Annotated in this window: 22 protein-coding genes; 4 read left to right on the top strand and 18 right to left on the bottom strand. The window is 52.1% G+C overall.

The window, feature by feature from the left end; genetic code table 11:
* Positions 1 to 6 precede the first annotated feature (6 nt).
* The 10 genes from spoVE to mraZ all read right to left on the bottom strand — a co-directional run bounded on the left by spoVE (position 7) and on the right by mraZ (position 13,089).
* Complete coding sequence (gene spoVE / locus AC0YOA_RS09445) at positions 7 to 1,104, bottom strand: stage V sporulation protein E (protein ID WP_475786378.1); 1,098 nt, start codon at positions 1,102 to 1,104, stop codon at positions 7 to 9.
* 45 nt (positions 1,105 to 1,149) lie between these two features.
* Complete coding sequence (murD, locus tag AC0YOA_RS09440) at positions 1,150 to 2,571, bottom strand: UDP-N-acetylmuramoyl-L-alanine--D-glutamate ligase (protein WP_475786377.1); 1,422 nt, start codon at positions 2,569 to 2,571, stop codon at positions 1,150 to 1,152.
* Positions 2,572 to 2,909: 338 nt separating this feature from the next.
* Positions 2,910 to 3,866: a phospho-N-acetylmuramoyl-pentapeptide-transferase gene (mraY, locus tag AC0YOA_RS09435; RefSeq protein ID WP_475786376.1), complete on the bottom strand. Its 957-nt coding sequence runs from the start codon at positions 3,864 to 3,866 to the stop codon at positions 2,910 to 2,912.
* 12 nt (positions 3,867 to 3,878) lie between these two features.
* Positions 3,879 to 5,336, bottom strand: a complete 1,458-nt coding sequence (locus AC0YOA_RS09430; RefSeq protein WP_475786375.1) for a UDP-N-acetylmuramoyl-tripeptide--D-alanyl-D-alanine ligase — start codon at positions 5,334 to 5,336, stop codon at positions 3,879 to 3,881.
* On the bottom strand, positions 5,333 to 6,820 hold the full coding sequence (locus AC0YOA_RS09425; protein WP_475786374.1) for a UDP-N-acetylmuramoyl-L-alanyl-D-glutamate--2,6-diaminopimelate ligase: 1,488 nt from the start codon (positions 6,818 to 6,820) through the stop codon (positions 5,333 to 5,335). The genes AC0YOA_RS09430 and AC0YOA_RS09425 overlap by 4 nt, the downstream gene beginning before the upstream one ends.
* Before the next feature lie 112 nt (positions 6,821 to 6,932).
* Positions 6,933 to 8,870: a stage V sporulation protein D gene (locus AC0YOA_RS09420; protein ID WP_475786373.1), complete on the bottom strand. Its 1,938-nt coding sequence runs from the start codon at positions 8,868 to 8,870 to the stop codon at positions 6,933 to 6,935.
* Positions 8,871 to 8,982: 112 nt separating this feature from the next.
* Positions 8,983 to 11,178 (bottom strand): penicillin-binding transpeptidase domain-containing protein, encoded by a 2,196-nt coding sequence (locus AC0YOA_RS09415; protein WP_475786372.1) that lies wholly within the window; start codon positions 11,176 to 11,178, stop codon positions 8,983 to 8,985.
* Between the two features lie 11 nt (positions 11,179 to 11,189).
* Positions 11,190 to 11,594, bottom strand: coding sequence for a septum formation initiator family protein (locus AC0YOA_RS09410; protein ID WP_475786371.1), 405 nt, complete (start codon positions 11,592 to 11,594; stop codon positions 11,190 to 11,192).
* A 58-nt stretch (positions 11,595 to 11,652) separates the two neighbouring features.
* Positions 11,653 to 12,585, bottom strand: coding sequence for a 16S rRNA (cytosine(1402)-N(4))-methyltransferase RsmH (gene rsmH, locus AC0YOA_RS09405; RefSeq protein WP_210046581.1), 933 nt, complete (start codon positions 12,583 to 12,585; stop codon positions 11,653 to 11,655).
* 72 nt (positions 12,586 to 12,657) lie between these two features.
* Complete coding sequence (mraZ, locus tag AC0YOA_RS09400) at positions 12,658 to 13,089, bottom strand: division/cell wall cluster transcriptional repressor MraZ (RefSeq protein WP_210046590.1); 432 nt, start codon at positions 13,087 to 13,089, stop codon at positions 12,658 to 12,660.
* Positions 13,090 to 13,327: 238 nt separating this feature from the next.
* Here mraZ and AC0YOA_RS09395 point away from each other — a divergent pair, with 238 nt between their 5' ends.
* Entirely contained in the window at positions 13,328 to 13,573 is a 246-nt protein-coding gene (locus AC0YOA_RS09395) for a hypothetical protein (protein ID WP_210046582.1), read from the top strand.
* A 72-nt stretch (positions 13,574 to 13,645) separates the two neighbouring features.
* Here AC0YOA_RS09395 and AC0YOA_RS09390 read toward each other — a convergent pair whose 3' ends face one another.
* The 6 genes from AC0YOA_RS09390 to AC0YOA_RS09365 form a co-directional block, all read right to left on the bottom strand.
* On the bottom strand, positions 13,646 to 14,716 hold the full coding sequence (locus AC0YOA_RS09390) for a DUF4349 domain-containing protein (protein WP_475786370.1): 1,071 nt from the start codon (positions 14,714 to 14,716) through the stop codon (positions 13,646 to 13,648).
* A gap of 681 nt (positions 14,717 to 15,397) precedes the next feature.
* Positions 15,398 to 16,666: an adenosylhomocysteinase gene (locus AC0YOA_RS09385; RefSeq protein WP_475786369.1), complete on the bottom strand. Its 1,269-nt coding sequence runs from the start codon at positions 16,664 to 16,666 to the stop codon at positions 15,398 to 15,400.
* Positions 16,667 to 16,683: 17 nt separating this feature from the next.
* Positions 16,684 to 18,339, bottom strand: coding sequence for a bacillithiol biosynthesis cysteine-adding enzyme BshC (gene bshC / locus AC0YOA_RS09380; protein ID WP_475786368.1), 1,656 nt, complete (start codon positions 18,337 to 18,339; stop codon positions 16,684 to 16,686).
* A gap of 192 nt (positions 18,340 to 18,531) precedes the next feature.
* Complete coding sequence (locus tag AC0YOA_RS09375) at positions 18,532 to 18,921, bottom strand: DUF3397 domain-containing protein (RefSeq protein ID WP_475786367.1); 390 nt, start codon at positions 18,919 to 18,921, stop codon at positions 18,532 to 18,534.
* Positions 18,922 to 18,948: 27 nt separating this feature from the next.
* Positions 18,949 to 19,902, bottom strand: a complete 954-nt coding sequence (locus tag AC0YOA_RS09370) for a ketopantoate reductase family protein (protein WP_475786366.1) — start codon at positions 19,900 to 19,902, stop codon at positions 18,949 to 18,951.
* A gap of 108 nt (positions 19,903 to 20,010) precedes the next feature.
* A complete protein-coding gene (locus tag AC0YOA_RS09365) occupies positions 20,011 to 20,658 on the bottom strand; it encodes an RsfA family transcriptional regulator (protein WP_210037666.1) in 648 nt (215 codons plus the stop codon).
* Between the two features lie 270 nt (positions 20,659 to 20,928).
* On the opposite strand from AC0YOA_RS09365, the gene AC0YOA_RS09360 reads away from it, so the two are divergent.
* Positions 20,929 to 21,165 (top strand): DUF2626 domain-containing protein, encoded by a 237-nt coding sequence (locus AC0YOA_RS09360; protein WP_210037667.1) that lies wholly within the window; start codon positions 20,929 to 20,931, stop codon positions 21,163 to 21,165.
* Positions 21,166 to 21,252: 87 nt separating this feature from the next.
* Here the strand turns inward: AC0YOA_RS09360 and AC0YOA_RS09355 are convergent, their stop codons facing one another.
* Complete coding sequence (locus tag AC0YOA_RS09355) at positions 21,253 to 22,437, bottom strand: class I SAM-dependent methyltransferase (protein ID WP_475786365.1); 1,185 nt, start codon at positions 22,435 to 22,437, stop codon at positions 21,253 to 21,255.
* Between the two features lie 135 nt (positions 22,438 to 22,572).
* On the opposite strand from AC0YOA_RS09355, the gene AC0YOA_RS09350 reads away from it, so the two are divergent.
* Positions 22,573 to 23,661 (top strand): hypothetical protein, encoded by a 1,089-nt coding sequence (locus AC0YOA_RS09350; protein WP_475786364.1) that lies wholly within the window; start codon positions 22,573 to 22,575, stop codon positions 23,659 to 23,661.
* A 36-nt stretch (positions 23,662 to 23,697) separates the two neighbouring features.
* Here the strand turns inward: AC0YOA_RS09350 and AC0YOA_RS09345 are convergent, their stop codons facing one another.
* On the bottom strand, positions 23,698 to 24,975 hold the full coding sequence (locus AC0YOA_RS09345; protein ID WP_475786363.1) for an extracellular solute-binding protein: 1,278 nt from the start codon (positions 24,973 to 24,975) through the stop codon (positions 23,698 to 23,700).
* Positions 24,976 to 25,102: 127 nt separating this feature from the next.
* Here AC0YOA_RS09345 and AC0YOA_RS09340 point away from each other — a divergent pair, with 127 nt between their 5' ends.
* Complete coding sequence (locus tag AC0YOA_RS09340; protein WP_475786362.1) at positions 25,103 to 25,591, top strand: hypothetical protein; 489 nt, start codon at positions 25,103 to 25,105, stop codon at positions 25,589 to 25,591.
* Positions 25,592 to 25,607: the final 16 nt, after the last annotated feature.

Below are 25,607 nucleotides of genomic sequence, written 5' to 3'. Positions count from 1 at the left end.
ACATGTTCACCTCGAATAACGGGATATATTAAGTAAAATGCCGAGCGCCGTAAGCAATAGTGTCAGCGATGAACCGCCATAGCTGACAAGCGGCAGTGTAATGCCCGTCACCGGCAGCATGCCAATGACGACGCCAATATTGATAAACACCTGTACGGCGACAATCCCGATAATGCCCACCGCAAGCAGGCTGCCAAACGTATCAGGAGCTGAGATCGCCGCCCTCATACCGCGCCACAGCAGGATGGCAAAGAGAATAATAATCGTGCCGCCGCCGATGAAGCCCAGCTCCTCCGAAACGATAGAGAAGATAAAGTCGGTTTGCGGTTCGGGCAAATAATTAAATTTCTGACGGCTCATACCAAGCCCAAGTCCGACAAGTCCCCCAGGTCCTATGGCATAGAGGGATTGAATGATCTGATAGCCTGCGCCAAGCGGATCGGCCCATGGGTCCATGAAGGCGGTAATGCGCTGCATCCGGTAAGGCGCCGCAAGAATCAGCCCCACAAATCCGGCAACGCCAATCATGGCAAGCGAGCCCAGATGCGCCATACGCGCGCCCGAGGTGTAGATGACCAGCAGGGAAGCGCCTACCATAACCGCTCCGGTTCCCAGATCCGGCTGCAGCATAATCAGCGCAAAGGCTGCGCCGAGAATACCGAGCGGTGGCAGCAGTCCCTTGGTAAACAAGGTAACGGTCTGCTGCTTCTCGGATAACAGCTTGGCCAGGAAGATTACCATGGCCAGCTTCATGAATTCCGAGGGCTGGATGCCGAGCGAGCTGATGCCGAGCCAGCTTCTGGCTCCCCCGCGGACAACCCCGATTCCGGGAATCAATACAATGACCAGCAGGCCAAAGCAGATAAACAGAGCGGGCCGGGACCATTTCTTCCATATTCCATAGTCAGCGTTCATCGTTACCAGCAGTGACGCAATACCCAGCGCAGCAAAGATGGACTGGCGCTTGACGTAATAGAATTTGTCGCCGAACTCATGGAATGCCAGTACTGCGCTTGCACTGTATACCATCACAAGGCCGATGGCGAGAATACACGATATCGATACGATCATCCATACATCCGGGGCGGACCGGGCTTTTACCATAGCACAAACACCTCTTGCATGCGTAAGTAGGGACAAGCCCCCTACTTACAAGGTATGCACCGATTGTTTAAAAATGCGCCCCCGCTCTTCGTAAGACTTGAACATGTCCCAGCTGGCGCAGGCGGGCGAGAGTAGAACGATATCTCCCGGCTCTGCAAAGGAGGCGGCTTCGCGCACGGCTTGCTGCAGCGTCGCTTCGGCGTCCTCTTCAGGTTCGACTGTTTTGATCCACGCTAAACCTGCCAGCTCCGCAACCGCAGCAATCTTCCCGCGCGTCTCTCCAAGCGTCACGACCGCCTTGACCTGATCCTTGATATGCGGCAGCAGCTCCATATAATCCGAACCCCGGTCAAGTCCTCCCGCAATCAGTACAATCCGCGGGGGGAACGAGCGCAGTGCATTGATCGTTGCTGCCGGATTGGTCGCTTTAGAGTTGTTGTAGTAGCGTATGCCACCGCGCTCACAGACGAACTCCATGCGGTGCTCAACCCCGCTGAACTCCCTCAGCGGAGCTCTGAGCGCTTCAAGCGGTGCGCCTGCAGCCAGCGAGGCTCCAATCGCGGCAAGTGCGTCGGCTGCGTTATGCCTTCCCGGAATGCCCAGTTCGTGAACGGGCAAGACGACATGTCTTGCTTCTTCCCGGTCGATCCAGATGATCTCCCTATCCAGCCCGTCAGGTGGCGCGGACAGCTCTTCCGGGAAGGGCGGCTCAATGAACAGCCCATAAGGCAGGTTTTGAGAAACCGCAAAAGGAATGATATGCGCCTTAATCCTGCCCTCGCTGACAAGCTGGCGGCAAACGGGATCGTCCATGTTGATGACAGCGGTATCCTGCTCCGTTTGATTGGCAAACAGCTTGGCCTTCGACAGGACATAATCCTCCATATCCCCGTGATAATCCAGATGGGTCTCGACCACATTCAACAATACGGACACGCGCGGACGAAAATGCTGTGTCCCTTTGAGTTGAAAGCTGCTGAGCTCGGCCACCAGCCAATTGTTGCCCGTAGCGGTTTGCGCCGCTTCGCAAAGCGGTGTGCCGATATTGCCCGCCACGATCGGCGCAAGGTCGGCAGCCTCCAGCATATCCCCGATCCACGTTGTCGTGGTGGTCTTGCCGTTGGAGCCGGTAATGCCGATAATCGGCGCATCCGAAAGCTGGTAGGCGATCTCCACTTCCGTGACCACTTTCAAACCCAGCGCGAGCGCCCGCTTGACCGGCGGCGCGCTGTAGGGAATACCCGGGTTTTTGACTACCAGCGCGGTATCCCCGGTAATGAGATCATCCGGGTGGCTGCCGCAAATAACAGAAATACCCAAAGCGTCCAATTCATCCGCTTCGGGGCACAATTCGCGTTTCTTCTGGTCGTTGACAATCACTTTTGCGCCCAGCCTGTGGAACAGCTTAGCAACGCTGACGCCGCTTTTGGCGAGCCCCAGTATGACTATTTTTTTGCCTTGGTACATTGTGGATTCCCCCCTAAATCCCCCTGAGGGGGACCCCAAGGGCCCCGGCCCTCTGGACACCCGGAATGGGATAACGTCCGAGTTGCAGAGTAGCGCCCTCGTTAATGTTATTTGGTGTGCTCGCTTTCGTCCCTAGGGACACGCTTTACTTTTGATGCTCCCTGGGTACCAGGATGACTTCGTCTGGAATAACGTTTGGGTCAATGAGACGGTTAGTACGGTTGTTTGGTCGTTGGATCGCTTTCGTCCTTTGGACACGCTTTTACTTTTGGAGCTGGTCGCCCCACTTCGGGGCGATTGTCGGCGCCTTAGGCGCCTTGTCCCTGGGCGGGACTTTTTTATCGGCCCAGAACGAGGCCGATAGCTGCCAGGATGAGCGATACGAGCCAGAAGGACGTGACGACGCGCCATTCGCCCCAGCCCGATAGCTCGAAGTGATGATGGATCGGACTCATCTTGAAGATTCGCTTGCCGCGAAGCTTGAATGAGGCGACCTGCAGGATCACCGAGAGCATTTCGATGACGAATACGCCGCCGATAAGGACGAGCAGAATTTCCGTTTTCGTCAAGATTGCAACTGCCGCCATTCCGCCGCCAATGCCCAATGAACCGGTGTCGCCCATGAAGACTTTGGCCGGATGGGCATTGAAGATCAGGAAGCCCAGCAGGGCGCCAATCATGGCGGCTGAGAAAATTGCGGATTCATGCTCGCTTGCATGCAGAGCCAGGATGGTAAAGGCGGCGAAAGCAATCGCGCCTGTGCCTGCCAGCAATCCGTCGACGCCATCGGTGAAGTTGACGGCGTTGGTGGTGCCGAAGAGCATGATGACGACAAAGGGATAATAGAACCAGCCGAAATCAAATTGTATCGTTGTACTGGGAATGCCCACGACGGTGCTGTGATTCATTTGATAGAGCAGGACACAGATTATAATGGAAAAGATGAGCTGCCCGATCAGCTTTTGCTTAGCGGTTAAGCCCAGTGATCGCTTGAATACGATTTTAATATAATCATCAAGAAATCCGATAAGTCCGAATCCCAGCGATGCAATAAGTAGTACCCAGAATTCCGGTGTAATCTCTGAAAATTTCAAAAAGCTGAGCAGCAGCGCCAGCATAATGATGATGCCGCCCATAGTCGGCGTGCCTTTCTTCTTCAGATGGCTCTGCGGCCCGTCCGTCCGGATCTGCTGTCCGAATTTAAGCCGTCTAAGCAGCGGGATGAACAAAGGTCCGAGCAAAACAGCAAGGAGAAAAGAAGCGCCGATCGACAGCAGGATGACCTTGATGTCCATGTTGTCACCTCATCATACACGCTGCAGCGCGTGGACGATTTCTTCCATACGCATGCCTCGTGAGCCTTTCACTAATACAAGATCCTCCGGTGTCAATGAGGCGCGAAGGCACTCGATCAACTGCTCTTTATCTTCAAAAGCGACCACCGGCGCTTCGGTTTGCAAAGCTGAAGGATCACTCAGCGCCCCGCTGCTCTCTTCCGCTCCCGCATTTTTCTCAAATGATTTGGAAGCTGCGGAGGCCGTGTGGCGGGATAGCGCTCCGTAGGTCAGCAAGCGATCCGCCTTGTAAGGGGTAATGTAATCGCCAATATCGGCGTGAAGCTCCGCATCCTGTGCGCCTAGCTCCAGCATATCCCCGAGAACCAGCCATTTGCGCCGGTATCCTGTCAGCTGCGCCACCAGATCCACCGCTGCGCGGACCGCTGTCGGATTGGCGTTATAAGCATCATTAAGCACCATTGCCCCGTTGTATGCCCGCACCGGTTCAATACGCATCCCCGTCAACCGCAATCCTTCGAAGCCCTCGCGGATTTTCTCCGCCGAAATGCCAAGGGCTCTGCCTACGGCTACCGCTGCCAGCGCATTGGACACGTTATGGTGACCGGGAACCGGAAGCGACAAGCGCTTGAAAGATTCCAGTCCATTCACGTCAAAAGCGGAGGATATCGCGTCCACCTCGACATGGACGGCGTTCCAGTCATTGTCTTGCCCCAAACCAAAGGTCTGCCTCCTGAGCGTATCAGGCAGATTCAGTGCTTCTACTCCAGAATGCAGCAAAGGCTCATCGCCGTTGAACAGGAGCAGTCCGCCTTCCCGAAGCCCTGCGACAATTTCCAGCTTGGCCTTCGCGATGCCTTCCCGCGACCCGAGCTGCAGCAGATGCGCATCCCCGATATTGGTAATGACAACGATATCCGGCTTGGCTATGCAGGTGAGCAGCTCGATTTCGCCAAAACCGCTCATTCCCATTTCCAGCACGACAACATCAACCGATTCATCCAGCTGCAGGACGGTAATCGGCAGTCCGATATGATTGTTCAGATTGCCTTCGGTTTTATGTACCCGGAAGACGCCTGATAACACGGAGGCTACCATATCCTTGGTTGTCGTCTTGCCGTTGCTTCCCGTTATCCCGACAACGCGCAAATTCAGCTCTTCCCGGTAGGAAGCGGCTAATCGCTGCAGAGCCGTAAGCGGGTCGTCCACCAGCAGCAGAGGCTCGTCAATCAGCGCCTCCGGTATCGACCGGTTGGACTGCCAGAGCAGCGCAGCAGCTCCGCCTGCAAGAGCATTGCCGGCAAAATCATGTCCGTCAAAGTTATAGCCGGCGAGCGGAATATAAAGCTGACCGGGCTGAACATCTCGTGAATCCCTGGTTACGCCGGTTATGGCAATTTCGGCAAACCGGTTGTTTGTCATCGTTCCACCGCACATGTCGGCAATGGCGCCTAACGTTCGTTTTATCACAGTCTGAGACTCCTTATCGCTTCTTTGGCCACAACGCGATCATCAAAGTCGTGCGTCTGATCCCCGATGATCTGATACGTCTCATGACCTTTCCCCGCAATCAATATTACATCGTCGGGGCTGGCCATATCAACCGCTTTTTGGATCGCCGCATGACGGTCCGCCAGCAGCTCGTAACGGTCTCCGGACACCCCGTCCCCGATGAGCCCGACTTCAATATCCTTCAGGATTTGCGCCGGATCCTCGGTGCGCGGATTATCGGAGGTGACGATCGCATAATCGGCGTAACGGCCGGCAATCGAGCCCATAAGCGGACGTTTCGTCCGGTCCCGGTCGCCGCCGCAGCCAAACACGCAGATAATTCTTCCTGAGGCCACCTCTTTGACCGCTGCCAATACGTTTTCCAGGCCATCGGGCGTATGCGCGTAATCGACAATGACGGCGAATGGCTGGCCGGCATTAACTGCCTCGACTCTCCCCGGAACTCCCGGCAGGCTCTCCAGACTTGCTTTGATCTGCGCAAGCGGAACCTCTTCGATCAATGCCGCGCCTATTGCGGCCAAAGCATTATAAACGTTGAACTTCCCGGTCATTTGCAGCGTAATATCCGCTTCTCCCTTGAAGGTGTTCACGTGAAAGGATGTTCCATGCGCGGTAATCCGTACATGGGTCGCGCGAATATCTGCTTCCTGATCCACACCATAGGTAATGACTTCAGCGGCCGTAGCTTTGGCAAATCCCTCAGAAGCCTCATCATCGGCATTCAACACCGCAAATGTGCGGTCGCCCTGAGAATTGGCATACTCGTTGCCGAGCCGGGAGAACAACAGCTCCTTGGCTGCAGCGTAACGCTCCATTGTATAATGATAATCCAAATGATCCTGCGTGAGGTTGGTAAATATTGCCGTGCGGTAACGGCAGCCCTTTACACGCCCCTGCTCCAGCGCATGCGAGGATGCCTCCATGACGCAGTAATTGCTTCCTGACTCCACCATTCCGGCTAGGCTGCGCTGAAGCTCCAGCGCCTCGGGCGTCGTGCCCGACATTGGATAGGATCGGCCGCCATAGCGCATTTCTACCGTTCCGATCACACCCGGGCTGAAGCCTGCATCAGCCAGAATGCGTTCGATCAAATAAGTCGTTGTTGTTTTCCCGTTCGTTCCCGTTACGCCGATCAGCTTCAATTTGTGGCTGGGCTGTTCAAAATAGATATCGGCAATGACCGCCATCGCGAGACGACAGTCCTTGACGAGAATTTGCGGAATGCCGATCGGCAGCTCCCGGTCCACCACAAGCGCTGATGCCCCAAGTTCCATCGCCTGGGGCGCAAAGTCATGACCATCCTGCGTGTGGCCCGGCAGGCAGATAAACAAGTCGCCTGCCGATACTTTGCGGGAATCGATTTGGATTCCGTTGATTTTTGTGTTCTTATCGCCAATAAGTCGTGCTGTAAGCAGCAATTCGGCTATTTGTTCCAAACGCATGGGTCAGTTCCTCCACCCCGGCCTTTATGATCATGTCCCGGCCCTGTAATAGGTTCTATTATTCTTGCTGCCATATCACCCGTACCTGTTATACATTCTCTTACCAGTATAGTCAAGGATGATTGCTTTCATCATCCTTGGCCAAATAAATGCGGATCGTCGAGCCCCGCTCCACCCGTGATCCTGCAGCCGGTGCCTGCCTGATTACGGTGTCTCCGCTGCCGGCTGACGTCAGATTGAAATTCATATTCATATCCTCGTAAATATCGGATACCGTCTTGCCTACAAGATTCGGAACCGTAACGATTGGCGTTTCGCCATATTTGTAATCCCGCTCGATTTGCTTCTTACGAGGCTCAATTCCCATATAGGGCAGGGCATCCGCAAGGATGTTATGCACAATAGGGGCGGCAACGACGCCGCCAAACTGAATGCCCTGCGGATTGTCGACTGCCACATATACGACAATCTTGGGATCGTCCGCGGGTGCGAAGCCGATGAAGGACACGATATGCTCATTGGGCGAGTACCGGCCATTGATAACTTTCTGCGCCGTACCGGTTTTACCGCCAACCCTGTAGCCATCCAGAAAAGCATTGCGCCCCGTTCCTTTGGCCACCACGCTCTCCAGCGCCTCCCTTACCTGCTGGCTGGTTTTCTCCGAGATCACCTGCCGCACGGCCTCAGGCTCCACCGTTTCGACCGTTTCACCGGTTTCCGGGTTGATCCAGGCTTTGGCAACATGCGGCTTGTACAGCGTTCCGCCGTTGACTGCCGCCGAGACCGCCGTAATCTGCTGGATCGGCGTTACGGAGACCCCTTGGCCGAAGGCGGTTGTCGCCAGCTCCACTGGGCCGACCTGGCTCATCTTGAACATAATCCCGTTCTCTTCGCCGCCGAGGTCAATCCCGGTCTTGGTGCCGAAGCCAAAGTCCTTGATATACTGAAACAATTTATCTTTGCCAAGCCGGTTGCCCAGCGCGACAAAGCCGGGATTGCATGAATTTTGTACAACCTCCAGAAACGTCTGTGAGCCGTGACCGCCCTTCTTCCAGCAGCGCAAGCGGGCTCCGCCGACTTCCACGAACCCGGGATCATAGAAGTGATCATTGGTTAAGTTTACCTTGCCTTCTTCAAGCGCAGCGGAAAGCGTAATAATCTTGAACGTCGAACCCGGCTCATAGGTCATCCAAATGGGTAAATTCCGGTTGTACACCTGTGGATCAACATCACGATATTTATCCGGCTCGTACGTAGGACGGCTAGCCATTCCAAGAATTTCTCCCGTACTCGGGTCCATCGCAATCGCCATGATATCGTCCGCCTGGAATTTAACCATGGCCTGATCCAGCTCGCGCTCCATAATGGACTGGATTTGCTTATCGAGGGTCAGTTCCAGATTCAGACCATCCTTGGGCTTCAGATAAGAATCAGCAGAGCCCGGCATTTGCCGGCCTTTCGCGTCAGAGAGAAATGAAATATTCCCGTTGATTCCGGAAAGCATGTCATTGTACTGTGCTTCAATACCGGTCAAGCCCTGATTGTCGATCCCGGTAAAGCCCAGCACATGCGAAGCAAAGCTGCCCATAGGATAATAACGTTTGTTATCCTCCGCCACAACAACGCCCGGCAATGCCAAATCGCGTATCAATTGGGCCTTGTCCGTTGTGATTTTCCGGCCTCCGGGCTGAATACGGACGATCAACTGTTTTTTCGTAATGGTCTTCAGCACGGCGTCTTCCGTCATGTCGAGCACTCTTGCAAGCTCTGCTGCCGTCTTCTGCGCATCCTTGATCTGGGCGGGAATCGCCATAATCGTTGGCGAGCTTATATTATACGCAAGCTTGGTGCCGTTTCGGTCCCATATTTCCCCCCGCTTGGCCGAGAAAGGAATTTCCCTCCGCCAGGAGTTTTCCGCTTTTGACGCAAGCTCCTCGCCCTTCCACAATTGCACGTAAGCAAGTCTGCCTATAAGGAGCGCAAAAGAAGCGACAGCGATGATCAGCGCGATAAATAAGCGCCGCCTTACGGTAACATTCGAAATTTTCACCTGCAATCCCCTCCGAATAGCACGTAAAACGGGAACATACGCACATCCGTTTCCTAATCCAAGCCTATTCGGTTTAAAAAGGGGTTAGAACAAGCTATCCTGTACCGGCATCTTACTCTTTCTTGTCTTCCTCCTGCTTTTCCGCATCCCCGTCCTCTGTTGATGTCTGGTCTGCGGGAGGAGCCAATGTGAGCTTCAAGACCTTCTCGCCTTTCAGCTGGGCCAGTGTTTGCGAGGTGACAAAGCCCTGGCCTACGGTTACGCATTTGATCTGCAGCAGCGTACAGAATTCCAATGCGTCGCGCAGGGACAAACCGCTCATATTCGGAATCGCGAGCTCGCTCCGGTTCTCCGTGATCAAATAAACACGCTGCGTGGGATTGACCGCTGAATTTGCTTTTGGTATTTGCTGCAAAATTTTATTGCCCTTGCCGATGACCTCAGGTGTAAGCGAACGCGAGGTAAGCTGTGCCTTGGCCTGGTCGAGAGTAAGATTGGTCAGCTCCGGCAGTGTGACGGTCAAGTCCTTCGCTGCGGATTCCTTGGCAGGCTCAACTGTCGGACTGACGCCCATATGGCGTAGACTTTGCAGCACTATTTTTTTGAAAACCGGCGCCGCAACCGCCCCGCCGCCCAGCAGCTTGTCTTCCGGCGCATCGGCTACCACATACACAGCGATTCTGGGTTTTTCCACCGGTGCGTAACCAATGAAAGATACGACATATTGATCACTGGAATATGCACCGTTTACAACCTTTTGGGCTGTCCCTGTCTTGCCTGCGATGCGGTAGCCTTCGATGTAAGCGTTTCTCCCTGTGCCAATCTCCTGGTCAGAGACGACCTGCTCCAAATATCCGCCCACCAGTTCCGCGGATTTATCGGAAATCACTTCACGAACGACCTTCGGCTTTGTAACGACAGATGTTTTGGCCACCGGATCATCGATTTCCTTGATCAGATGCGGCTGCATCAGCTTGCCTCCGTTCGCGATAGCAGCAACGGCCGTAACCTGCTGAATCGGCGTAACCTGCACCTTACCCTGACCGAATGAAGCATTTGCGACATCCCTTGCGATATTCGGATTAATGGTAATGGAGCCAGCCGCTTCACCCGGCAGTTCGATATTCGTTTTCTCATTGAATCCAAACTTCTTGATATAATCCATCAGGCGGTCCGCTTTGAGTTTCTCATAACCAAGCTTGACGAAAGCCACGTTACTGGAGCGCTTGAGCCCTTCCAGATACGTAATATCGCCCCAGCCGCCACGTTTGATATCGTTAACCTGCTGCTTTCCTACCTGAATCGATCCGGACATATAATGATCATTGGGATCAAACAGTCCTTCCTGAACAGCCCCCGCCAGCGTTACGATTTTGAATGTCGATCCGGGCTCATATAAGGCTCTAATCGCGCTGTTATAGAAATCCGACGGCTGCGCCTTTCCATATTCGTTAGGGTTAAAGTCCGGCAGGTTCGCCATCCCCAAAATATCCATCGTTTGCGGATCTACGGCGATCGCCGTCATGCTTTTCGGATGAAATTCATTCCAAGCTTCCCTGAGCGCCTCTTCGACATAATACTGAATATCCGAATCAATGGTCAGCTTGACATTCTTTCCATCCACGGAAGGATTGAATTTGACCGTTCCATCCTCCAGAATGACGCCATTGCCGTCCCTTTCATAAACGATCTCGCCTTCCTTGCCGCTTAATTCCGTGTCCAACGATTTCTCAAGCCCCATAACAGGCACGCCTTGATTGTTCATATAACCGATGATATGGGAAGCCATATTGTTCTTCGGATAATACCGTTTCTTATCCTCTGTCAAATAAATGCCGATATCCGGCTCTTTGGTCTGCTTCATCAATTCGTCTCTATAATTCTCAATCCGGTCCTTGACTTCCTTATCCACCTGCCAGCCCTTCTGGCGCACCTCGCGGTTGACATAGAACTCTCCCTTATCGTTCTTCGCGGTTACAATCTCCTGAAGGTCGCTTTCCGATGTGCCCAGAATCGTGTGAAGCTTGCTTACGATCTGGTCTTCCAGTTTGAGCTTGTTGATAAGCTCCGGATTAACCGAGACGTTGTATGCCAGCACATCCATCGCCAGGACATTGCCATCCCTGTCGGAGATGGTTCCCCTGGTTGGAACCAGCTTCTCCGATCTGGACCAGACATCCCGGGCTTTATCCGCCCAGTAATCGGCCTTGACAACCTGGACCCAATAGATTCGGCCTACGAGAACAACAAAAAAGAGGGTAATCAACCCTCCGACCAGCAGCGTACGCAGTTTTATCCTTTTTGTCATAGCTGATCACCTTATTCCTTATTCATTGCGGTTTCTGTCTCTTTACTCCCTGTTCTCACCTTGATCGGTTCGTTAGGATCCTCGACCATACCCTGCAACTTGGCCTGATCCTGAATGGTCTCGGGATTTTTCAGCGTTTCCACCTGTTTCTTGAGCTCTTTCATCTCTACCTGCATCGTCGTGTAATCTCGCGTCATATCTTTGATTTTCTTATCCATTTCATAGATTTGCGCGTAACGGAAAATAATGACCCCCGCAACAATGACACAAACAATAATCGTGAACAGATAAAGCAGCTTTTCTTGCACAGGCATGGATTTCCGTTTAATCTGAACTTTCTTCGTCTCGCGGTACTGCTGCTTAGGGTCCGGTTTGCGTTTCGGTTGAAGTGCAAGATTGCCGTTTACGTAAGCCATTTTGTTCCTCCCTATTGTCCTATCGTCTTGCCTGATTTAACGCTCTGCTCAACTTAATTTATAATTTCTCGGCAATCCGGAGTTTCGCCGACCGCGCTCTGGGATTCTGTTCAAGCTCTTGTTCGCCCGGCACAATCGGTTTGCGGTTAACCAGCTTCAGCCGGCCGCTGCGCCCGCATACACAAATCGGAAAGTCCGGCGGGCATGTGCAAGTCTCCACATATTTCGCGAACATCTGCTTGCAAATTCTGTCCTCGAGGGAATGAAAGGTAATAACCGACGCTCTTCCTCCGGATTTCAAAACATTAATGGTTTGTTCCAATGCTGATTCTTCCGCTCCCAGTTCATCGTTCACCGCGATGCGCAGTGCCTGGAAAGTCCGTTTGGCCGGATGCGGCCCGGTCCGCCTTGTTGCTGCAGGAATGCCGGATTTGATCAGCTCGACAAGCTCCCCCGTATTCTCAATTGGCTTCAGTTCCCGGGCCTGGATGAACTTGCGGGCAATTGACCTGGCAAACCGCTCCTCCCCGTAGGTCGAAATGATTCTGGAGATTTCCCGTTCATCCCAGGTATTCACAATTTCTCCAGCTGTCAGATCGCCTTGACGATCCATTCTCATATCGAGCGGAGCATCATGGTTATAGCTGAATCCACGCTCCGCTTCATCAAGCTGCGGACTGGACACGCCCAGATCGAACAAGACACCATCAACCCCGTCAATATTCAATTCCTGCAGAACCTGCTCCAGATCGCGAAAATTCCGTTTGACCAGCGTTACCTTATCGAGGTATGGAGCAAGACGGATCTTCGCGTTATCATGCGCCCATTCATCCTGATCGAGCGCAATAAGACGTCCGCCCTCCCCAAGCTTGGATGCAATGCTTTCACTGTGGCCGGCTCCACCGAGCGTACAATCGACATAGATGCCATTCTGCTTGATTGCCAAACCTTCAACCGCTTCTTCTTTGAGCACCGTTATATGTTGAAACAAGCTGCAGCCCTCCCGGCTCAAAGGTACCTTTGCCGTCAAACGGCATGGGCCCGCGTTCTAAAAAAAATGATGCTAAAAATTAAAATCAACAAGCTTCTCCGCAATTTCATTGAATGACTCTTCCGATTGCTGAAAGTAGCCCTCCCAAATCGATTTGCTCCAGATTTCCACCCGGTTCGAAACTCCGATCACGACGCATTCTTTGTTGAACTTCGCATACTCACATAATGTATTGGGTACATTTACCCTTCCCTGTTTATCGAGCTCGCATTCAGTCGCTCCCGAGAAGAAAAACCGGGAAAACGCCCTGGCGTCCGATTTCATGAGAGGCAGCGATTTCAGTTTTTGCTCCAATACGCCCCACTCGCTCATCGGGTATACGAATAAACAGTTGTCCAGACCACGCGTAATGATGAATTGCTCGCCGAGGCCTTCACGGAACTTGACTGGAATAATGATACGGCCTTTGTCATCAATGCTATGCTGGAACTCCCCCATAAACACGGCCGCTTCACCCCCTTGGTTCAAGCCCGCCACTTTGCCCCACTTTTCACCACTAATGTTGATTTATTCGCCACCTGAAATTGAAATCCTCCTTTTGCATGCAATTATTAAGAATAATTTATGTGATTAATCTTGTTACACTTTTGAAACCTTTTAACAACAAGCTTCGTGTAAGCTAGAGCTATCGAGCCCGACTTCTGTTTACTATTTTGGATAAAAGGAGCGTCCGACTGAAGCCATGATTCCTACCGCCGATCTAAAAATCGAGCTGTTACGCCCGGTCGAACAGCTATGCTACCAGGTAGCCCATTATCTCCTCGGCAATGACTACGATGCAGCAGAAGCCAGCAAAGAAGCGCTTATCGAACTTTATCAAATGCCGCAGTTCGTTGTTTCCAGCGAGGATGAGCGGCAGCGTCTCGCCAAAGCCGCCGCGATCCGCAATGCCCTGCGGCATGTGGGTGATAAAACGCTAGTCCAATAAAAATGAGCTGTCATCTTAAGCCCAGAAGGCTTTGATGCAGCTCATGCCAGAAATATAAAGGTATTTAATATTTCAATCCTGCTTTTCCTGTTCTTCCATTTCATTCAGCTTTATTCCGCCTGCCTCTACCGGCTGCCGCCTGCTTCTGCTTTTTCTTCGATAGATGAAATATCCCGGAACACCGATCACCAGAGCTATTGCTATGATTGGCAGCGCCCCCGCGATAACAACAAACAGTCCTTGAACAAAAAGATTGATGAACGAAGTGCTGGCCTTCATGGCATCCAGCGAACGATCCAATAAGGGTGGTTTTGCCTGCTGGGCCGAATCAGAGAATCCGGCATTTTGATATATCCTCAGCTCAATGGTGGAGAACGACACATTCTGATCCAGATAACGCGTTCTCCCTTTGATTCTTTCGATCTCCAGCTGCACCTCGCTAAGCTGATTGGAATACTTCAACAGATCATCCGCCTGTGTGGCTTTGTCCATAAACGCAAGCAATCTGGCTTCGACCACCTGCCGGGATTTCAGTCTGGCTTCCAGATCCACATACTCCTCGGTCACATCTGTGCCCTTCATGCTGCTTTGATAATCCAGATGCTTCAGCTTCTCCAGCTGACTGAGAAAGGATTGGAAGCCTGAAGCGGGAACCTTGATCGTGTAGGTGCCACCCAGCTCATTTGCGGATTTCTGGTCGCCAAACTCCAGAATATAACCCCCTGACAAATGGATAATATTTTTCAGCTCCGTCTGCGACTGGCCATAGTCGCTCACTTCCATCGTGATATTCGCGTGGTAAATCAGCTTGCGGCTGAATCCGTCGGCATCTATGTCTGCGCCTGTGGACATTCCCGTCTCCGCTTCTGCCGTGTTATTCACCGGCGTTCCGGAAGCGGTATTTGCACTCAGACCGCTGTCGGCTGCCGGAACTGCCTGCTCCGTTGCTGCCTCGGAAGATTGCGCCGATTGATTTTGCATACTTGAAGCATTGCTTGTTTGCCTATTTTCTGAATTTCCGCTATCCGTGTTGGAGCTGCTGGATGAGCAGCCTGCCGCAATAAGCAGGATCGCCGAGATTACGGCTGTTATGCACAATTTCAACCCTTTGCGGTGGAGCTTTACCGTGTTGACCATGTTCATTTTGTGATTCCCCCTTTTAGAAAATTGTGGATTGTTTTGTGTATGTTTCCTAGACGGGAATGAGGGGGGATAAGTTGCACTTGGAGTGCCCCCCTAAATCCCCCGGAGGGGGACCCCAAGGGCTCCGCCCTCTGGACACCCGAACGGGATAACGTTTGTGCCAATGAGATGGGGGGAGTCCCCCTAAATCCCCCAGAGGGGGACCCCAAGGGCTCCGCCCTCTGGACACCCGAATGGGATAACGTTTGTGCCAATGAGATGGGACCTAGCTGATGTGTGCCCGGATTCGTTTTCGTCCCTTTGGGACACACTTTTACTTTTTGTGCACCTTGTTGGCCGCTTCGGGCCAAATGATTTTTGGATAACATTGATGCCAATGAGATGGGGGATTCCCCCTAAATCCCCCAGAGGGGGACCCCAAGGGCTCCGCCCTCTGGACACCCGAACGGGATAGCGTTTGTGCCAATGAGATGGGACCTATCTGGTGTGTGCCCGGATTCGTTTTCGTCCCTTTGGGACACACTTTTAATTTTTGTGCACCTTGTTGGCCGCTCTGGGCTTATGATTTTTGGATAGCCTTGGATGGAACGCAAAAAAACCGTTTGTGCGGATTCTTTTGAATCCTGCTCAAACGGTTTTTTGATGAGAACGCCAGCTTGGTTGTCAGCGATTAGTTATTGCTTAATGCTCGGTCCAGCTTTCTTGGTAGGTTTTTTGCTCGTCTGTGAGCTTGTCGATCGCCATACCCATGGCAGCCAGCTTGTATTCGGCCACCCGTTGATCCAGCTCGTAAGGAACATTAACCACTTTAGCGCCGATTGTTTGATAGTTGTCATTTACATATTTAAGCGAAATCGCCTGCAAGGCGAATGTCATATCCATGATTTCCGCCGGATGTCCGTCCCCTGCTGCCAGGTTGACCAGTCGTCCTTCCGCCAGAAGGTAAATACTGCGGCCGTCTTTTAATTTGAATTCTTCGATATTCCGTCTTACGACGCGTTTGTTTGCCGTTAAAGCCTCAAGCTCCGGTTTGTTGACCTCGATATCAAAATGGCCGGCATTCGACAGAATCGCGCCATTCTTCATCACTTCGTAATGCTCGCCGCGAATGACGTCCCGATTGCCCGTAACGGTGACGAAAATATCGCCGACTTTGGCCGCTTCAATCATCGGCAGAACCGTGAAACCGTCCATGTAGGCTTCAACCGCCCGGATCGGATCGATCTCGGTTACAACTACATTAGCCCCTAATCCCTTGGCACGCATAGCTACGCCCTTGCCGCACCAGCCATAACCGACAACAACAGCCGTTTTGCCTGCAGCGACCAGGTTGGTGGTACGGTTGATGCCATCCCATACCGACTGTCCTGTGCCATAACGATTATCAAACAAATATTTACAAAATGCATCGTTCACCGCTACAACCGGGAATTTCAGCGAACTGTCCTTTTCCATCGCTTTCAGCCGCAGAATACCCGTTGTCGTTTCTTCCGCGCCGCCGCGCACATTTTCCATCAAATCAGGACGCTCGGCATGGAGAATCGATACAAGATCGCCGCCGTCATCAATAATGAGATCAGGCTTGGTTTCCAGCGCCTTGATCATCAGTTCTTTATACTCTTTGGGATCCGGATTGTATTTGGCGAATACCGTAATGCCATCTTCCACCAAAGCAGCACATACATCATCCTGTGTGGACAACGGGTTGCTGCCCGTTATGGTGACTTCAGCGCCGCCAGCCTGAACAACCTTTGCCAGATAGGCCGTCTTCGCTTCAAGATGGAGCGAAATCGAGACTTTAAGCCCCTTGAATGGCTGTTCTTTCTCGAATTGCTCGCGGATCCGGTTCAGCACCGGCATATGAGCCGCTACCCAATCAATCTTCAAATGTCCATCCGGTGCCAGCGACAGGTCAGTGACAATGCTTGCTTTCTTGGCATCTACAGTCAATTATTCCAGCTCCCTCTCTATATATAAATCATGCGGTGTCCGCCACAGCGGTCAAGCGGCAGTTCCAGCAGACGGTCCAGCCAGCTTCGGCCGTACAGGTTCCAATATACCGAGATATTCACGACCCGTTCCTGCGGCTGTCCGGCAGGCCAAAGGGCAGTGGCAATCCGGTCCAATTGTCTGGTCACGGTTTCAAACCGCCTGGCATGCGCCTCTTTAGTCCGTTTCTCCAAATATTCGATCTGCTCTGTAATACGCCGCTTGTTGACTTCACCCAATAAGGACAGCCCTGTTTCAATGGAGCCAATTGTGTCCAATAAGGGATCGTACATCTCCGCAAAGTAACGCTTGGCTTCTGCAAAACGGCCATCGATGTCGACATCATCCTGCTCTTTCAGCCAGGTTTCCTTCCTCTCCGGGAAGCGGAAAGCCACATCATCAAAGGTTAAATCATATTTTAGCATATGCTTCGCAATTGTTCCCTCAACCAGAGTAAACGACATGCGGGGCATAATAATCGGCATTTGCATGTCAAGCATGCGGAATGCGGGGGCTGTCAGCGCCCAATATGCGATTTCCCCTGCGCCAAGCACAGTTGCCAGCACCGGCAGCACATAATCCTGCATAACCGGGCGCGTCAATACATTATTGCTGAGCCTGCTCGGCGTATTAACCGCAATGCTCATCAGCTCCTCGCGCGAGCACGAGAATGTGCCTTTCCGATTCTCGAATCTTCCCTCGCGCTTGTACAAAAGAGTCCGTTCCGGAATGCCGGCGCCGTTCTCATCCTGCGGATCAAGGAAGAGGAACAGGTTGGCGCTTCCTTCCTGCGCATCGGCCTGCGGTTCAAATCCCAGCCCGCGCACCGCTTCGGCTCCCGTTAAATAAGCCTGCTCCAGCTCATCATTGCGCTCGATGATCATCTGGAACATCGGAGCCTCCAGCTCCCGAAGCGCCGGATCATCCGAATCAAGCAGCACCAGACCCTGATCCCCGAACAACCAGCCCATTGTCAATGCGAACAAATCGGACATGGTCCGGGATTGTTCGGCAAATCCGGTTAGACATGCTATAAGATCCGGCTTGAAGCCGGTATCCGGCAAGGAACTTTTCAACTGCTCAACAGCCTCAAGAAAAGTCTCCCGGGTCAGCTCCGTACGGCTGACGGAAGTTCGTGAGCCCAAGGGGCGGTCGATGGCAATTTTATTAATTCCAGCGTCGCCATGAATAATGGCATGATTGGCTTCATCCCAATCGTGATCCTCGCCTGCAATCCAGAAGACAGGAATTACGGTTTCTCCGGTTAGAAGGGAAGCTTCCCTGGCAGCTGCAATTATGGTGACAGCCTTATGTATCACCAGAAGCGGTCCGGTCCATAATCCGGCCTGCTGTCCCCCTACAACCACCGGCGCCCCATTTGCAATGGCCTGAATATTGCTGATAACGGAACGATGTCCGTTTACTCTTGTATTATAGCGCTCCAGCATAGCCGCCAAACGATCGGCCGGGATGCGCCTTGACGTGTGTTCCTTCAACTGGCGGAGCCTATCCGTCCATGCTCTGTCATCTGCGGGGTGACTGCCAAATATACTCTCCACTTTCGGATTTGTCCGTTTCACATATTGTTCGGTTAACGGCTGACCGAAAGGCAGCTGTACCGATTCGATCTCCATGTACAGTCTCAACCTTCCCTCTATTTCATCTTCGTGAATTATGAAGTTGTATTGTTCTTGCTAAGCTGCTATAAAAAAGAAAGCATTTTCCCTCATTGTACACAACGTAAAGCTGACCGTCAAAAAGAAAATCGCCTCCTCTGACGAGGAAGACGATGGAGCTTTTTATGTATAGACATCGATAGTGGTCATTTATGCGGCGAAAAGGCTTTTGCCCATGCCAATACACATCAGCAAAACATATAAAATAGCCATCAAAAAAAAACCAAGCCGCCAGACGGCTCTGCCGATCCGCCGGACATCAAGGACGCCCTTCGATTGATACTGCACATTTCCGAGCAGACCTCCGCCAAGCAGCAGCATCAATAAAATCCCGTATAAGCCAAAGTTGCTGTGAAAAATCCGATTGAACAAAACAGCCACGCAGCCGATCAGCAGGGCTGTGGTTATATCCATCGCCAATCGGAAAGCCCGTTTGCGGTCGCCGCTGATTGCCGCATATCCGAAATAAATCAGAATAAAAGGAACGATCGGAATCACAGCCAGCGAGGCATAGACATTTTTGATACTTTCCCAAAGCAATTGTATAACGGCCGACTCCTCTCGCCATTAGCTCTTGGATAACGATTTAACTGCGTTCGTTACAGCATCATTTAATGGAGAAAGCAGGCCATACCGCTTGGCAAGCGAGGAAATTCCTCCGTTGATCCAGTCGATTTCCGTTAAGCGACCCGCTTTTATATCACCCAGCATGGATGATTCGTTATTTGCGGTTTGCCTGCAAACCTGCAGCAGCCGTCCCCAGGAATCTCCAGCCGCCGTCATGCCTGCAGCAAGCAGGATTTTCTCGCTCTCCGCATGCAGATCCGCCATTTCTTGTCTTAATCCCGGGTCCTCTGCCAATATTCCGTTAGGGATGCCATGTATGGCCGTAAGCGGATTAACAACCGCATTGATTAACAATTTCTGATAAATCCGATTAACCATGTCATTCGACAGTTCCGCCTCAATTCCTGCCGCATGCAGCGTTTCAAGCAACATTTTTTGCGTTTTGTCCGCATCTTCCGCGGCTTTTGGCCATTTGCCAAAGGTAAAGACGCCGTGTCCGGTGTAACGAACCCGGGTATCCGCTGTACGCAGGGCGCCTTCTGTCGTAACGGCGGCATAGAGCGGATTTTCCGGAAAATGCGACTGCAGTCTTTCCATATGTCCAATGCCATTCTGCAAAGCTAGCAGGGATGCCCCCCGTGCCAATAAACCGGACAGCCTGAGTTTGTCCATAAACGCGTCAGTCAGATGCGATTGTTTGACGGTCAGCCAAATCCAGTCATCTGCCCCAGGCTGCATGCCAGCCCCTGCCTTGTCAAGCTCGGTGGCCATGACAGGATATCGTCTGCTCTGCAGGCCGGCCTCTTCGAGGCAAATACCGCCGTCACGCAGCGACGCGGCTTGCTTTTCCCCGCGTGCGGCAAGCATAACCTCAGCGCCCGATCCAACGAGCCGCGCTGCGTACATCAGTCCAAGCGATCCGGCTCCAACGATTATGATTTGCATTCTCATCATCCTTCGTCACATCCTAGTAGTATCTGTATCGTAGCATGCGAACAGCAAAAAATCCCGCCATTCCTGCTCGGATGGGCGAGATTTCTTCATTTGCAGGTATTTAATTTGTTACTCAATACGCTCAAGATTACCGTTTGCATCCATTTTGAACCGCGGCTTTGATTCGTCTTCCTCCGTCAACACCGTGAGCCTGCGCGCCCGATCCATAATCTGGATCAGCGTTTTGTAGTCATCGTTGACGGTACGGTAATCCGTTTGCGCGCTGTTCACTTCAAGCGAAAGCTTCTGATTCTGCTCACGAAGCGTGTACAGCTCTTCATCCTTGTCACGGACATCCCGTTCAAGCGTTTTGATCTGTCTTGTGAGCTCTTGATAAGTCCCTTTCCATTGACGAAGGAAACGAATGACCATATCGATGGATAACGACTCTTCCGTCAGCGGTTCACTTTTGTACGTGCGCTCTTCCCCATCGATAACGGCAATCGAAGAAACATGAGGAGCCGCCACAAACGTTTGTTTTTTCATATAGTTCCGTTTTTGACGCTGCTGTTTCGCGATTTGTATAGCTTCTTCATAACGCTTGCGGACACAACTGTTCCATCGAAATCCACATGCGGCGGAAGTTCGGGCGATCCGTTCACCCACTTCTTCGAAAGCGGCCAGTTGTGTGCTGCCTTCGCGAATGTGACGCAGGGTTACCTCGGCGAGGATGAGATCGTCATCCGGGCTCCACGCATCTTGTCTGACTGCTGTCATGCAACGAAAACCTCCTAACATTAGGCGCTTACTTTATCTCTATGCGCTTGGTAGAGTTCATAGAATCTATCGGATACTAAATTGTATATCCATTTTTTCGAAAGCTCATACATGTTTTACTCCGAATTGTCACAAACTAAATAACATGCATCACCAAAAAGCCGTAAAGTTTGCCAATTCGTCACCGGTCACTGGTTTACAGCGGTTTCCCAAAACGATATAATGGGCAATAGAAATCGGGTCTTGTACTTGCGAGAGGGGGATGAAATCATGGCACGTATGTTTCGGGTGCTCGGCTTTTGGACGTTGGTCATTGCGCTGATGGCGTTTGCCGGGGATATGAACGAGATGGCGTTGTTGTTCTTTATCCAAACGGTCGTGTTTGTCCTGTTAGGCTATCTGAACTTTTCTGAAAAAACCTACCTGCTGATGTTCTGGGGTTATATGTTTATCTCATTCGTCGGCTTTACGTATTGGACCGTATTCGTAATGGGCAACCCTTTCTAATACATCCTTTCGTGACAACAAATAAGCAAAAGGCTGCTGAACGAAGAAATCCCTCTTCGTTCAGCAGCCTTTTTTCCGTTCCTGCCGTTATTCCTTGCGCAGCACCAGTACCTTGAATGTCTCGCTCATCCCATTTCCCAAAAGAAGCTGCGCAATGGCCCGATTGCGCCTGGCTTCATCGCCGAACGGATTTCGCCCGTCATGCGCAATGAGGTCGTCAAGCACACCCTGATCCACCAGAAAGCGCTTTTGTGTATCGTAATAACTGATTTGCCAGCCTGAGGCTTTGGCGGCCCGCATACAAGCGGTAAAATTCACATGGGAGGTTATATCCTGCTCGCCGATGGAAACAAACGGGTCCTCATGTGCGATATGATCCTTATAGCATTGCAGCGTTCCGTTCATTCGATGCGGCGCATAAAGCTCTTTCACCTCATATCCGTAGTCAATCAGAATCATCGCTCCCTGCCGGATGATCCCGGCCATCGCAGCGATCCACCGTTCCGCAGCAAGATTGACTTCCGCTTCCTGTCCCTCCTGCAGCTCCACCCCGTCGAGACTCAGAGACTTCTCAATATCAGGGTCGGTCAGCGGCATACAGGCGTATTGAAAAGCTGCCCCCTGCGGCCCGGAAGAGATGCTGCCTCCACCGGTGCTGGCGACGCCGAGCTCCCATAAGCTGCCATCCAGCTTGACAACCCGATGAACGGGGAAGGCATCGAGTAGTTCGTTGGCAACGACAATGAGCGGCCCTGAGCGCCAATTGGCAGCCTCTGCTTCTGCCGGGGACATAAACCGCATACTGCCAAGCTCCTCGCAGTTCGGCTCCAGCAGACTTTGCGCAGCGGCCAGATGTACCGGGTTGGCATCAACAACCGTGTAGTGCATCATTCCAAGCGGCATATGTCCGGTCCGTTTCCAGGCAGCCAGCATCTGCCGGGACAATCTGCCGGTTCCCGCTCCCCACTCGGCCGCATTGGTTTCTTTCCCGAAGGATTCCGCAAGCCCGGCAATAAATTCCGCCAACTTGTCGCCCATCACGGACCCCAGATGCGAGCTTGTGTAGAAGTCTCCCGTTTTGCCAACGCGCACCTCGCCCGAACGATAGTATCCGCCCTTCTCATCATATAAACACATATCCATATAGTCATAAAAAGACAGACAGCGAACCGTATGTTCTCCACCTGTATGTTTATTGTACAGCCTTCCTTGCGTGCCATTCCGTTCAATCCGCTCAGCAATCCGGACTCTCAACGGCTCTGATTCATTCACCTTACGCCTACCTCCATGTCAAGGACAAATTAGCCTTTTCAAGATATAATAGAAAATTATACCGCATATATTAGTTCATGATAAAATCCTGATTTCGTACGGCCGCTTGAAAATCATAAAGGGGGAGCTTTATTCTTGAGAGCAACGAAACGCCGTGGGCTTCTGGCTTTCGCCGCCAGCGCCCTCGCCATTTGGCTGACGGTTTACCCTGTTCTCGCCCAGTCGCCGGAGGATGAAGAAGTAAGACGCATTATGGAGAAGAGCCTCTCCGTCGTGGAATTGGACAAGGAGATCACCCGGATAGCCGAGCAGCAGAAAGCGATTGCTGGCCAGCTTGATCAATCCCGTTCCTCGCTTCAGACACAGGAGCTGATCATGGATAAACAGAGAGAGGAAGCCGGAGCTGTCCTGCGAGCCTATTACACTGGGGAACGCGATATTCTGATGACTGCGCTGCTGAAATCGGGAAATCTTGCGGATTTACTAACAATGCTGGACTATTTCAACTTTATTTTCTCTCATGACAAGGTGACATTGAATGAATATAAGCAGCAGTATAATGGCATCCAGAAGGGCATTCAGCAGTTGGACCGCGAATCCAAGCAGCTTGCTGAAGTGGAAGTCCGCTTGAAAGAACAGCGCGACCGCGTCTCCGCTCTTTCCAAAGATATTGACAGCAGCCTGAGCGGCCGGTCCGACGAAGAAAAGCTGCGGCAGATGATATCGGAGCTGACTGATTTCTGGCAGAACGTCGGCCTGCTTGAGGTCAGAAAATATTTCAGCGCATTGTCCAAAGCGATGAAAAATCTGCCGGACTGGGTACAGAGCAATAAGGATTTACTGGAGATTGACGGCTTCAACTATACTCTCTCGATACCGGAGGATAAGCTGAACGCTTTTTTGCGGGAGCAAAATGAAATGTTCAATAATTTTGCATTTGCCTTCACTAACGACGCCGTTATCGTAACCGGCAAACGCGACGGACTTGAGGTTAAGCTCACAGGGCGCTATACGGTGGAGGAAACGGATGAAGGGACGGCCATCTTGTTCCATGTAAACGAACTGGTATTCAACGGACTTGTTCTTCCGGATACAACCAGACAATCGCTGGAGAAAGAATTCGATCTGGGCTTCTATCCTCAGCGGATTGTTTCTTTCCTTAAGGCCAAATCCGTATCAATCGAAGATGGGAAGCTGATCGTCAAGCTGGCTGTCAATCTGTAAAAGAAGCGGCGCATTTTGCGCCGCTTCTTTATATCTTTAAGATCCATTCCAGGTCTCAATCATTTTCTCCATGTCCAGCGCTTCAAAAGGCTGCCGGTCGTCCGTCTCCCAGAGACTTGTCCAGCGCTCCCAACGCTCGGACCATGAAGGATCCGGAATGAAGACCTTGCTTTTGAATAAACTGAGTACCCAATACGGCGGTTTCTTCGCCATGCTGTCAGATTCAAATTCACCTGCATAAGCCGATTTTCTTGCCGGCAGCCTGCCGAACGTTTCATAGCGGTCAAGCTGCGAGCCTTTTATCACCATTTCATTGATCCACAAACGCGCCTGATCCGGCCACAGCGATTGCGCGGATAATACAAAGCTTCTGCCGCCGATCCAGCTCAGCGGACTTCGCTGCGGACCAGCGCTTACAGATCCATTATTGGACAACATCATGCTCCTGTATTCCGACCAGGGCATAACAGCCGAGAGCAGTTCGCCGGCTTTCAATTTGTCCGGAACGGTATTCTTGCCTGATTCGGCACCCTGTTCCGTCTGCGGCCTGCTGAAAGGGCCGAGAAACCGGAGCTGCTCCTTCATCTCTGCGTTCATTGGATGAAGATTGGCTGCATCCTCCGCATTGGAATCGAACATACCAAACCATGCCAGCATCTGCCGGGGATCAGACATCGCAAGACTAACCGGTTCCACCTTAGGTGACGCGGCTTGCAGACCATTATATCCCTTCACGAAAGACTCCCAATTCTCAGGAGGCTCATTCATACCCGCTTGCTTCAACAACTCCGTTTGCCACACGATCAGCATAGGGTTGATATCCAGCGCGACTCCCCACATGGAGCCGTTCCATTTCAACGTATCTGTTAACGCTTCCAATTGATCCGCCAGGGAATCTCCCGTATAAATATCATCGGCAGGCAGCAGATAGCCCTGAACCGCAAACTCGCGAACGCGGTTGTTGTCCAGCAGCATGATATCGAAGGGCTCTCCGCCATGGGCCGCTTCCTTCCACTTGGCATATGCATCAGGTTCGGGAAAATTCGCCAAGTCGACCCTGATTTGCGGGAACCTGCTCTCGAAGTTCTCTTCGCTCTTCTGCCAATACTGAAACTCCGTCTCACTCATAGAGACGGCTATGCGAACGGTCGCCACATCCTCGCTACCATTGTCAACGGTTAACGGCTGCTCCTCTGAAGGCAATCCTCCGGAAATCGTGTTTGGCGAGCCGGGTTTGCCAATCATCGGAACAAGCAGAGCTGCGCATATTGTGCATATGCCCAGCAGCAGTACAACCAGTTTCCTGCGAGACACCTTTTCCCTCCCTCAGTCACCTTTGACTTCAAGTCAGACCAAACCGTATACTTACCTATAGTTTAGCAATAAAGCGGCGTGTTGTCGCCTATAGATTGTCACAATGCTGGAAGGAGATTTACATTTGATGAATGTCATCCATAGCGTAGAGCTTCATCTGCCCGGGGATAAGCTGCCCGGTTATTACGCGCAGATCGTGAAGGGCATTGCCAATACAGTCACCCTGCTTGACCGCGACAAAACCCTATTATTCGTAACCAGTGAGGCAGAAGCGGCGGAGATTGAGAATTTTGTCCAGCATTACCGCGTGGAAACGGACAGGGGAATTTGGTTGGCGCTTGAAGAGAGCTGGGAAGTGAATGAGCGGAAATTCGAAGATTACGGGATCCGGACCCGCTCCGGCAGCCGGTATCTGGATTTGCATCTTGCGGCGGTTATGGAACTGTCCTCCGGCGGCGGCGACTCGGAGCTTGCGCAAGCTCTTGAGCAGTGCGAAGAACACAGCGCCGCGAAGCATAAAGAAGGCCGACAGCTGCTGGCTGTCGACCGTGAACAAATCGAGCTTATTGAGGGCATTGCCCGCGCTTACCGCTGCAGGGCAGATCTTCTGCTGTAAGAGTCGGTCGTCTCAT

It is taken from the genome of Paenibacillus sp. JT22N12 (genome assembly GCF_056269365.1).
Note: the sequence above shows the minus strand (reverse complement) of the source record. Positions and strands in the feature narration are given on the sequence as shown.